Genomic DNA, 10,125 nt, shown 5'->3' on the forward strand with positions numbered 1-10,125 from the left:
TGCGACGGTCGCGGCCGACCGCTCGGCTTCGTCCTCACCGGCGGCAACGCCGCCGACTGCACCCACTTCGAGGAGGTCATGGACACCATCAAGGTGGGCCGGGCCGGGCGCGGTCGACCTCGGACCCGCCCCGACCATGTCCTGGGAGACAAGGGCTACAGCTCCCGCAAGAGCGCCGCGGCAGGGCCCTGGACTTCGGCCGGCCGCCCGAGCACGACCTGCGCGACATCATGGACGCGATCTTGTACGTGGACCGGACCGGAGTCCAGTGGCGCTACCTGCCGCATGACTTCCCGCACTGGAACACGGTCTACGGATACTTCGCCAAATGGGCCGACGAAGGCGTGTTCGCCCAGCTCAACGGCCTGCTCAGGCAGCTCCTGCGGGAGAAGGAGGGACGCGATGCCGAGCCTTCGGCCTGCGTGATCGACGCCCAGAGGTCAAGACCGCCACCAGCGTTCACGCCTCCGGCCAGGGCATCGACGCCGGCAAGAAGATCGTCGGCCGCAAGCGGAGCATCGTCACCGACACACTCGGCCTTCTCCTCGCGGTGCTGGTCACCGCGGCCAGCGTGCAGGACTCCGTCGCCGGCACCCGACTCCTAGACCAGGTCGCCGCCGAACATCCCTGCGTCCGCAAGGTCTGGGTCGACGGCGGCTATCGCCAGCACGTCGTCGAGCACGCAGCCGCCCTCGGCATCGACATGGAAATCACCGCCCGCAAGCCTGGGACCAGGGGCTTCACCCCGATCCCGAAGCGGTGGGCGGTCGAGCGGACCTACGGATGGCTGGTGCTCCACCGCCGCCTGGCCCGCGACTACGAGACCCTTCACACCCGCTCCGAAGCCGTGATCCACATCGCCATGGCCGACCTCATGGCCCGCCGCATCACCAGCGAGAACACCATCTCCTGGCGCGACCCGAAGAAGCCCACCAAACAGACCATCCCGGGATGAAACATCGGAGGAAAACGACCTCTAAAGAGCGCGGCTGCCCGGCCCGACTGAGGAGGGAGGTACCTGGTGACGCTGAGACCGCCGGTTGAGCCGATGCTGGCGCAGGCCGGGGGAGTAGCTGGTGGGCGTCGAGGATGGGGTCGGGGTCAGGGGATGCGGAGGCTGGCGAGGAGCCGCTCGTGCATTGTCTTCAGCGCCTTCTCGCTCGCCTTGGGGCCGAGGACCAGGGCCTGCACGAGGTGCTTGTCGTCCTCTATGAGGCGAATGAAGCCGACCAGAGTCTCAACTTCTGTCTCGGAGGTCAGACGCGCGTCGAGGGCAGGACGGCCGTCGAACGTCACCTTCTGCACGTTGCTGCTGGTCAGAGGCTCGGCGGTGTTCTGCATGTACGACTCGAGAACGCGCTGGAGATTGTCCTCGAGCGGGTACTGGTCGCCCGGCATGTCGTGGACGGCGAAGCCGACCGCTCCGTCCTGGGTATCCACGATGTACAAGCGCGCGTCGACGTACTTGCCTTCGATGGAAACGGTCGCCTTCCGGACGGTGGCTTTCCCGGGGAGCTCGGCGGTGATGCCACTGGGCGGATCGGTGGTCTCTACCCAGTCCACGGCGGGCATGGCGGGTATGGCCGTGACGTACAGCGGCGCAGGGGCGGAGGGGGCGGCGAATGCGGTGGCGGAAGCCGGCACACCCCCTGCGATCAGGATCACGGAGACCGAAAGCATCACAAGGCGGTGCGTCCGAGAACGGTGAGTCATGCCGCTCACTTCCCATGACGTGCTCGCTGACCGCCGGCTCTGGCGCCCGCTCCTGAGCCTCTCCCAGCGTCCCTCCCAATCACTTCGGATGCACTCGGACGAAATGGATGGCGCCCGACTCCCGGCCAGGCGCGGACGAACCCGCGGCTGGAGCCGCGGGGCGCTTCGCGTTCGCGGTCGTCGGCGGCCAGGTCCCAGCGGAGCTTGGTCTCGACCGAGCCGGTCACGTACGCGCAGTGGTAGGAGGTGGTCGGGGCAGCCATTCGGCCGGGTCCTTGTCGGCTGCCTTGGCCCGGTTGGACTTGGCGGTGACCGCGATCATCGAGGTGGGCGTGTCCTGGTCGTTGGAAGTCCGGGGCGGCGTGCGGGCGGGCCGCGATGGTGGTCGTACCCACTCCCGCCGGAACCGGTCGACGCGAGCCCGGCGAGCGCGTCGGCGTCCGTGCCGGTGGGCCAGCCGGGCAGTCGGTCCTCGCCGTCCGCCCGCCCGGGGGTTCACGCATGTGTCCACTCCCGCAGGAGGGCTTCGCGCTCGGGCGGTTTTGGTGTGCCACCACTGTGGTCCCGCCTCCAGGCCGTGAGGGTCCGAGGGTCTGCCGTGCCCTCCCGGAAGCGGGCCAGGAGGTGCTGGGACAGGGTGATCTCCCGGGGGGTGTAGCCCTTGGTCGCCGCCGGCACCTGCACGTCCTCCGTACCGTCCTCCGTCTCCAGGACCAGGAACATCTGTGGCGGTTCCTCGCCGTCGTAGCTGGACGCAAGCGTGACCACCGCTTCCAGTACCGCCGCCAGGAAGCGGCCGCCGCCCCGTGTGTCGCCCTCGACGGACACGGCCTCCACGCCCGCGGAGCGCAGGATCGACCACGGCCAGGCCCGGACGCGGTCCGGGCCCCGTGCCTGTACCCCTTCGGAGGTGATGCGGACGCAGTGCCCCTCCGCATTCGGCGGGGAACCCACGTACACGGAGTCCTCGGTGATCCAGAATAGTCCTACCATCGCCACGGCTGACTCCTGATGTGCATGCCGTCCGTCCCGGGCTCCTGAGATCGTTTTCCGGCGCCAAGCGGCGCCTGGTTCCAGTAAGCCCCACCCCGCTCAGCGGAGACATGACGCTGGATCTCGGGGCTTGACCGTCTGCGGGACGAGAGCCTTCGTCCACTGTTGGCGGAACTCGGCACCGGAGAATCGACGCGGCGGAGGCCGTCGACATCGCCCCGTTCCGCCCCTGCTGCCCTCGCACGCGCCGCCGTGCCGTCGCTGCGGCCTGCTGAAGGCGATCCACTCGGCCGTGAATGGGAGCCGAGAGGCGAGCCGGTGCGAGTCGACACCCACGACTTCCCCGACCGCGAGCTGGGCAGAGCGGTGCCCTACGGCATCTACGACGTCGCCGCGAACACCGGCTGGGTCAACGTGGGCACCGACCACGACACCGCCGCCTTCGCCGTCGAATCGACCCGCCGCTGGTGGAACGGAGCCGGACGGGCCACCTACCCGACGGCCGGCCGGCTGCTGATCACCGCCGATGCGGGCGGCTCCAACGGCTATCGCACCCGCACTTGGAAGACCGAACTCGCCCGGTTCGCCGCCGAGGCCGGCCTGACGGTCACCGTCTGTCACCTGCCTCCCGGCACTTCGAAGTGGAACCGGATCGAGCACCGGCTGTTCTCCCACATCACCATGAACTGGCGTGGAAGGCCCCTGACCAGCCACGAAGTCAGCGTCGAGAGCATCGCGGCGACCACCACCAAAACCGGCCTGACCGTGCACGCCGAACTCGACACCAACCCATACCCCACCGGCATCCAGGTCAGCGACGACGAGATCGCCGCCCTGCCGATCACCCGGCACCGCTTCCACAGCGACTGGAACTACACCCTCCACCCCCAGCGTCCGATGGACACGGCGACGACCGACAGCACGTCAGACCAGGCCCCGGCGAGCAGACCGCCTCGCCTCACGCGGCGTTCGCTGCAGGACCCAGAACTGACCGGGATGACCCGCCAACAGCTCAGCGAGCTCATCGACGCGCTGACTCCAGCGCTGGAGGTTCAACGCCAGCAAGTGCTCCGCACACGTCGCGGTCACGAGCGCCTGGTGGCCCCTGGCACAGGTGCCAAAGCCAAGCTCACCCCAGCCGACCGGGTCCTGGCCACCGTGCTCCACCTGCGCAAACTCGCGACCATGGACCTCCTCGGCCAACTCTTCGGCGTCACCGCCATGACCATCAGCCGCGCGAAACAGGAAGTCCGCCCACTCCTGGAAGCACACGGCCACCACATCAACCCTTCTATCGCCCGCCTTCGCACACCAGCCGACGTCGCAACGTTTCCTCGCTCCCGACCCCACCCAGACCAAGGTCAAAAAGACGAGTTAAAGATCTGCACGCCCTTAGCGGGGCGTTTGCGCGCGCTGAAAGGCTGCGCCCGTTGCAGTCCCCACCCCCTGCTCGGGAGCAAAGCAGTGACGACACCCGCATTCGATTGCGCCGCCGGAAGCACGGCGACGGCCCCGACGCTGGACGAGGACACCCTCGCGGAGCTCTACCGGCTCCACGCCCCCTACGTGCTGCGGGCCCTGCTCCGGATGGCCAACGGGGACCGGGGCAAGGCCGAGGCCATCCTCCAGGAGACCTTCCTGCGGGCCTGGCAGAATCCCCGGGCTCTGGTCCGCGGGCCCGAGCACGGCCGTCCCTGGCTGTTCACCGTCGCCCGGCGCATCGCGATCGACCATTTCCGGATGGCGGCCGCGCGCGTCAAAGAGGTGGGCGGCGAGGCGCAGGAGGAGCGGGAGAGCACCCAGGACCCGTACGACGAGGTCCTCGCCGCCCATGACGGGGGCCGCGCTCTGGGCGAACTGCCGCCGCACCAGCGGGAGGTGCTGGTCCACCTGCACTTCAACGACCTCACCGCCGGAAGGACCGGTCGCGCTCGGCGTGCCGACGGGCACGGTCAAGTCCCGCAACTTCTATGCCGTCCGCGCTCTCGCGCCCCTCTTGGAGGAGCGCGGACTGGCCCCCGTCAACCACGGATCGACCCGCTCCCGGTAGCGGAGGCGAAGGAGAGTCATGGCCTGGTATCAGGGACCCTGCCGCATCACGGTGATCGGTGTGGACGCCGACTGGCCCCAGCGGGTCGTGGTGACCGTGCACGCCGGCCGCGCCCGGTCGGTCATCGCGGGCACCGTGGGGGCGACGCTGCTGGTCGAGGCGGAGAGCTGGGACCTAGCGCTGGAGCGCCGGTACGACGACGAATGGCGCCCCAACATCCGTGCGGTGACGAGTCGTTGGGAGACGGTGGGGGTGGAGAGCCAGGTCGTCCGCAGCAAGGACCATGACTGGCCCGGCCGGACGCAGGAACGCAATCTCATCCTGCGCATCGACCGCGTCGGCGCCGCCCGGGAAGTCCACCACACGCTCGTCGACGCCGTCCACAAGGGGGCCGGCCGCCTGGTCCCCGGCGTGACCGTGGGCGAGGACCTCGCCCCGCACCGGGCGAGCGCGGCCCGGCCGGCCACCGCCGCCGGACCGACCCCGGCGGGCAACGGGATCCCGGTCTCCGGTGGAGTCCCGGCGCGCCCCGCCACGACGGGCGGCGCCGCGGCCCGCTCCCGCCTTCGGGACGTCCTCCGCCGGGCGGGGCGCCCGACCACGTCCTCGGGCTGAACCGCTCCGCTGCGCGACGGGGCGGCCTCGGCCGGGCGGGGCCGGGGGCGCGCGAAAGCCCGCATTGTGGCAGACGCGGGCGCGGGGGTCATGCCACGCGTTTCCGGGGCATGACCCCCGGATGCCGCGGGTGGACTAACGAGGGCAACGAACCGGGCGGAACCGCCGCCCGTCCCACCCCGAAGGAGGACAGCCATGGCTGCCCTGATCCCCCTCCGCAAGTCGCTCCTCATCGCCGCCTCCGCCGTCGCCGCGCTCCTCAGCGCCGGATCGGTCCAGGCCGCGTCGAGCTCCGCCCACCTGGCCAACGATCCCTCCGGGGCGAAGGTGCAACGCAGCAGCACGCTCGGAGGGTCGGACCACTCCAGTGCGTATTACTACTACTACGTACAGGCGCGGTAGCAGATGCTGTCTTCCCGTGTACCGCCCGGCCCCTCGGGGGCCGGGCGGTACGGCAACCGGCGCGCGTTCGAGCGGGACCACCTCGGTTTCCTCCTCGACCAGCAGCAGTACGGCGACCTGGTCCGCTTCGACGACGACCTGTACATCGTGAACTCGCCCGCCCTGGCGGAGGAGGTCCTCAAGCACACCAACACCACCTACGGCATCTCCAGCGACCTGCTGGGCGAGGCGACCGACGGAAGCCGCGCCTCCGAAGACCTGGCCCTGTGGATGCGGGCCCGCAGCCTGGCGGGACGCGGCCTGAACCGGACCAGCATGCGCGCCGCCCGGGACAGCCTCGCGTCGACCGTCGTCCGCCACGCGGACACCTGGCACGCACGCGGCAGGATCGAAGCGATCCCCGCACTGGAAGACCTCACCGCCCACCTGATCGCCGAGTTCTGCCTCGGGCCCGAGACCGGCGACGTCCCCGACCTCTTGGCCCGCCTGCAGGACGCGCTGCTGCCCCCCACACTGCCCCTGCCGGCCCGCTGGCACGCGCTGCGCCGACGCCGCCTCCAGCGCGCCGGCCGCGACCTAGCCGACGAAGTCTCCTCCCTGATACGCCGGCGGCGTACGACGAGGCGGGACGACTCGCCCTCCGTGGTCGCGGACCTCCTGAACACCGCGTGCGACGAAGGCGCCCTCACCCACGAGGGCGCGACCAGCGTCATCGTCGCCAACCTCTTCGCCGCCCACGAGACCACCGCCGCCGCGCTCGCCTGGCTGCTCCTCCTCCTCGACCGGCACCCGGAAGTCCGTCGGCGGGTACGGGACGAGGCCGACCGGGAACTCGCCGGCGCGCTCCCCACCGCGGCCGACGTGCCCCGGCTGGCCGTCACCGAAGCCGTCGTGAAGGAGACCCTGCGCCTCTACCCCCCGCTCTGGTTCCTCCAGCGGACCATCGAGGAACCCACCGAACTCGCCGGCTACCCCCTGCGCCCCGGCCAGAAGGTCGCCGTCAGCCCCTTCGTCCTCCACCGCGACCCCCGCCACTACCACCGGCCCACCACGTTCGACCCGGACCGCTGGACCGACCGCGCCGCCAACCCGCTGCCCAAGTACGCGTTCATGCCGTTCGGCGGAGGGCCGCGCAACTGCCTCGGAACCCACTTCGCCACCACCGCCATGACCATCGTCACCGCAACCCTCACCCCCCACTACGAGGTCACCCGATCACCCGGCACGACACCCGTCTTCCACACGCGCACCATCCTCCAGCCCCACGACCTCACCCTCGACGTCTCGGTCCGTCCCCACCCACCCGGCGACCGGCCCGGCGACCACCGGCCCGCTGCGGACCCACAGCCCGAAGACCACCGGGCAGCCCGGTGTCCGTTCACCGCCAACACCCCCGCCGCACCGTGACGGACCGGCGTCCCCGCCTCCTCGTCCGGCTTGCTCCGGGCCCGGGGCCGGTGTAGTCCGGTAGGTAGTCCCTTCGGGGCTGTCCACCGGATGATGTGCGGTGATGCCATGAGCAGCACGCGTCAGGTCGACTCCTCCAACGCCGAGCAGGCCCGTGCCTGGGACGGCGAGGAAGGCACGTACTGGCCCGAGCACGCCGACCGGTTCGACCGCGCGGTGCACGCGCATCACGCGCACTTGCTCGCCGCGGCCGCCATATCCGCCACCGACCAGGTGCTGGACATCGGCTGCGGCACCGGCCAGACCACCCGCGACGCCGCGCGGCGGGCGAGCCGCGGCCGGGCCGTCGGCGTGGACCTGTCGGCCGCGATGCTGCGGAGGGCACGGCGGCGTGCGGCGGCCGAAGGGCTGCCCAACGCCGAATTCGTCCAGGCCGACGCACAGGTCCATCCCTTCCCCGCCGCGGTGTTCGACGTGGCCGTCAGCCGCTCCGGGACGATGTTCTTCGCCGACCCGGTCGCCGCGTTCCGCAATATCGCCGGCGCGCTGGGCCCCGGCGGACGCCTCGTGCAGATGGTCTGGCAGCCGCCGGCGGGCAACGAGTGGTTCCTCTCGCTCACCCGGGCCCTGGCCGCCGGACGCCCGTTGCCCACTCCCCCGCCCGACGCCCCCGGCCCGTTCGCGCTCGCGAGGGCGTCGCGCAGGAGTTGAGTGAGGCCGTCGACGTGGTCCGTGTGGAGGGCGAGTTGGTGGCGCTTGCCGAGCAGGAACACCGTCTACGCCTACTTCGCCCGCTGGCAGGAAGATGGCGTCTTCGACCAGTTCAACACCCTCCTCCGCCGTAAAGTCCGCCGGCAGGAAGGCCGGGAAGGGGAGCCGACCGCGTGTGTCATCGACTCCCAGAGCATCACCTCCACAACGTCCCCGCCTCCGAGCAGCGCATCGATGCAGGCAAAAAGATCGTGGGGCGCAAGCGGAGCATCGCTATCGACACCGTCGGACTGCTCCTGGTCATCGTGGTCACCGCGGCGAGCGTGCAGGACTCCAAAGCCGGCCAGACCCTCATCGAGAAAGTCGCCGTCCCGCATCCCAGCGTCCGCAAAACCTGGTCGACGGCGGCTACCGCCAGCACCTCTTCGAGCACGCCGCCACCCTCGGCATCGACATGCACATCGTCCGCCGCGATCCCACCACCAAGGGATTCGCTGTTCTTCCACGACGCTGGACCATCGAGAGAACGCTCGGTCGGCTCATGAACCACCGCCGCCTGGCCCGCGACTACGAAGCCAAGCCCCACCGCTCCGAAGCCATGATCCTCCTCGCGATGATCAACCTCATGACCCGCCGCCTGACCGGCGAATCCACACGCACTTGGCGCGACACCTGACGGCGCACCGCACTACGGCAAACCGACCCGAAGATTCGGACCTGACCTGCGGGCAGGTGCATCCCGTTGATGCCGCTGCCTGTGATACGGCGGTGGTGGGCGGTCGAGAGGCAGGTCATGCGGGATCACGTGCGGTCGTACTGCGGATGTCCAGGTAGAACTCGATGAGTTTGACCGTGGCGAAGGCTGTGGCCCCGATGCGCAGAGCGTTGACCCCGAACCAGGTCCAGGCAAGTGTGTCGACGCGCGCCGGGTCGTTGATCGGAGGCCCGAAATACAGCGTGCCGTTGATCTGCGTGACGGCGACGAGGGTGAGCGCGGCCATGGCGAGATGGCCACGAGTGGCGAGTCGCAGGCGGGTCTGGTTCGCAGGCGACAGCCCGCCCCGCTTCAGCCAGAGAAAGGCTAGCGAGCCCAGGGCCGGGACAGCCACGATCGCGTAGTAGAAGACCGGGTTGGTGACCGAATGGTACGGGTCCCACAGAGACTGGGCTTCCCCAGCATGTGCGCCGATCATCATGTTCGGGACATCGACGATCTCCTCATAGAGGAAGCCGAAGAAGAACCACGCGTGGCATAGAACCGCTGTGCTCGCAGCGGGGCCGATACGGGCATGCAAGGGGACGCCTCCTGGATGGCAAAATGATTCCGACATCCATCAAATAGTCAAACTTTTTGGATATCAACTTGCTTGAGACTTCGCGCGTAGTGAGGGGGCCGACCTTCCTGGCCTGCTGACGGGGGAACTGATCGACTTCGGCAAGGGGGCCGATTGCGACTTCCGGTACGGCAACCTCACCAGCCGCGACGACCTCATCGACAAGATGCACCTCGGCCGCACAGGGGAAAGGCCGCCTGCTCATGCCAGGACTCGCCGTCGCAAACCAAGAGCTGAACCGCCGAAACGTGGGCGGTGACCGGCAGACGGCCGGTGAGGGCGGCCTCGGCCTCGTCGAATACGCTCGGCTCCTGACCATGGGCCACCGTCAGGTGCGGGATGACCTCCGCGAACCGGCCCCCATAGGGCGGGACCTCCAGCCATCGTTCGCAGACGGCTTGAGTAAGAGCCCGCAGCGGACCCTTCGGTGTCGGCGTCAGGAAGAGCACGTCGGGGAACCGCCCGAAGCCCTCGAACCGAACGTCGAAGGCGTAGTGGGCACCAACGAGTATTTCGAGCGCGCCGAGCACGTCGGCATCGATGCGGCCGTGGTCCAGAAATGGATAGAGTACCGTCACGTGCGCCGGAAGCCTGGCTCCGGCCGAGGAGTCGAACCGCTGGCGCCATCCGCCCACGAGCGGCTCGGCTTCGGGCACCTTGACCAGCAGCACCGTTTCACCTGCCTGATACAGGCCCGACTGGTCTTCCGGCATGCCCCTCCCTGATCTGGCCGATCTCATAGGACCACACGCCGAAGAGCGTCGCGGCCTGTGGGGACGAGTCGGCGGACCGGTGTTCGCCGAGGGCGCGGACGACGAGGAAGGCGAAGACGCCGCAGACCGCGTACGCGACGAACAACGACGGGCCGGCCTCGGCGAGGCGGCCGCCGGCACCGAGGAA

The 10,125-nt window shown here is 69.6% G+C and carries 10 protein-coding genes and 4 pseudogenes; 10 read left to right on the forward strand and 4 right to left on the reverse strand.

The features are described from left to right. Together AB0D48_RS36590 and AB0D48_RS36595 are read left to right on the forward strand one after the other, a co-directional pair. Positions 1 to 168, forward strand: a pseudogene (locus AB0D48_RS36590) (transposase); the annotation flags it as partial. 2 nt (positions 169 to 170) lie between these two features. Next, positions 171 to 955, forward strand: a pseudogene (locus AB0D48_RS36595) (IS5 family transposase); the annotation flags it as partial. A gap of 146 nt (positions 956 to 1,101) precedes the next feature. On the opposite strand, the gene AB0D48_RS36600 reads toward AB0D48_RS36595, so the two are convergent. Next, the gene (locus AB0D48_RS36600) at positions 1,102 to 1,665 is read right to left on the reverse strand and encodes a hypothetical protein (protein ID WP_362407412.1); all 564 of its coding nucleotides are present in this window, start codon (positions 1,663 to 1,665) and stop codon (positions 1,102 to 1,104) included. A 543-nt stretch (positions 1,666 to 2,208) separates the two neighbouring features. Continuing rightward, entirely contained in the window at positions 2,209 to 2,712 is a 504-nt protein-coding gene (locus AB0D48_RS36605; RefSeq protein WP_362407415.1) for a hypothetical protein, read from the reverse strand. A gap of 282 nt (positions 2,713 to 2,994) precedes the next feature. Between AB0D48_RS36605 and AB0D48_RS36610 the strand changes: the two are divergent. From AB0D48_RS36610 to AB0D48_RS36640, 7 genes and pseudogenes are all read left to right on the forward strand, one after another. Next, positions 2,995 to 3,999: pseudogene (locus tag AB0D48_RS36610) on the forward strand (ISAzo13 family transposase); the annotation flags it as partial. A 294-nt stretch (positions 4,000 to 4,293) separates the two neighbouring features. Continuing rightward, the gene (locus AB0D48_RS36615; protein WP_362407433.1) at positions 4,294 to 5,043 is read left to right on the forward strand and encodes a sigma factor; all 750 of its coding nucleotides are present in this window, start codon (positions 4,294 to 4,296) and stop codon (positions 5,041 to 5,043) included. Then, on the forward strand, positions 4,982 to 5,371 hold the full coding sequence (locus AB0D48_RS36620; protein WP_362407418.1) for a hypothetical protein: 390 nt from the start codon (positions 4,982 to 4,984) through the stop codon (positions 5,369 to 5,371). Before AB0D48_RS36615 ends, AB0D48_RS36620 begins: the two co-directional genes overlap by 62 nt. 195 nt (positions 5,372 to 5,566) lie before the next feature. Next, positions 5,567 to 5,773 carry a hypothetical protein gene (locus AB0D48_RS36625; RefSeq protein ID WP_362407421.1) on the forward strand — a complete coding sequence of 69 codons (207 nt, stop codon included), beginning with the start codon at positions 5,567 to 5,569 and terminating at the stop codon, positions 5,771 to 5,773. 3 nt (positions 5,774 to 5,776) lie between these two features. Next, positions 5,777 to 7,180, forward strand: coding sequence for a cytochrome P450 (locus AB0D48_RS36630; RefSeq protein WP_030711769.1), 1,404 nt, complete (start codon positions 5,777 to 5,779; stop codon positions 7,178 to 7,180). A gap of 108 nt (positions 7,181 to 7,288) precedes the next feature. Further along, on the forward strand, positions 7,289 to 7,891 hold the full coding sequence (locus AB0D48_RS36635; protein WP_362407426.1) for a class I SAM-dependent methyltransferase: 603 nt from the start codon (positions 7,289 to 7,291) through the stop codon (positions 7,889 to 7,891). Positions 7,892 to 7,948: 57 nt separating this feature from the next. Beyond that, positions 7,949 to 8,567 (forward strand): annotated as a pseudogene (locus AB0D48_RS36640) (IS5 family transposase); the annotation flags it as partial. Positions 8,568 to 8,682: 115 nt separating this feature from the next. Here the strand turns inward: AB0D48_RS36640 and AB0D48_RS36645 are convergent. Together AB0D48_RS36645 and AB0D48_RS36650 are read right to left on the reverse strand one after the other, a co-directional pair. Further along, positions 8,683 to 9,186 carry a hypothetical protein gene (locus AB0D48_RS36645; RefSeq protein WP_319725221.1) on the reverse strand — a complete coding sequence of 168 codons (504 nt, stop codon included), beginning with the start codon at positions 9,184 to 9,186 and terminating at the stop codon, positions 8,683 to 8,685. Positions 9,187 to 9,380: 194 nt separating this feature from the next. Then, positions 9,381 to 9,938 carry a 2'-5' RNA ligase family protein gene (locus AB0D48_RS36650; protein WP_362407430.1) on the reverse strand — a complete coding sequence of 186 codons (558 nt, stop codon included), beginning with the start codon at positions 9,936 to 9,938 and terminating at the stop codon, positions 9,381 to 9,383. Here AB0D48_RS36650 and AB0D48_RS36655 point away from each other — a divergent pair. Beyond that, the coding region (locus tag AB0D48_RS36655) for a hypothetical protein (protein ID WP_362407436.1) at positions 9,937 to 10,125 on the forward strand (189 nt) is incomplete at its 3' end. The genes AB0D48_RS36650 and AB0D48_RS36655 overlap by 2 nt on opposite strands.

This window comes from Streptomyces sp. NPDC048269, from assembly GCF_040652395.1.
Lineage (GTDB): Bacteria > Actinomycetota > Actinomycetes > Streptomycetales > Streptomycetaceae > Streptomyces.

Excerpts from the sequence above, each read along its gene's own strand:
- AB0D48_RS36615 (WP_362407433.1), top strand. The coding sequence starts at position 4,294 with ATGGCCAACGGGGACCGGGGCAAGGCCGAGGCCATCCTCCAGGAGACC.
- AB0D48_RS36625 (WP_362407421.1), top strand. The coding sequence starts at position 5,567 with ATGGCTGCCCTGATCCCCCTCCGCAAGTCGCTCCTCATCGCCGCCTCC.
- AB0D48_RS36630 (WP_030711769.1), top strand. The coding sequence starts at position 5,777 with ATGCTGTCTTCCCGTGTACCGCCCGGCCCCTCGGGGGCCGGGCGGTAC.
- AB0D48_RS36635 (WP_362407426.1), top strand. The coding sequence starts at position 7,289 with ATGAGCAGCACGCGTCAGGTCGACTCCTCCAACGCCGAGCAGGCCCGT.
- AB0D48_RS36650 (WP_362407430.1), bottom strand. The coding sequence starts at position 9,938 with ATGCCGGAAGACCAGTCGGGCCTGTATCAGGCAGGTGAAACGGTGCTG.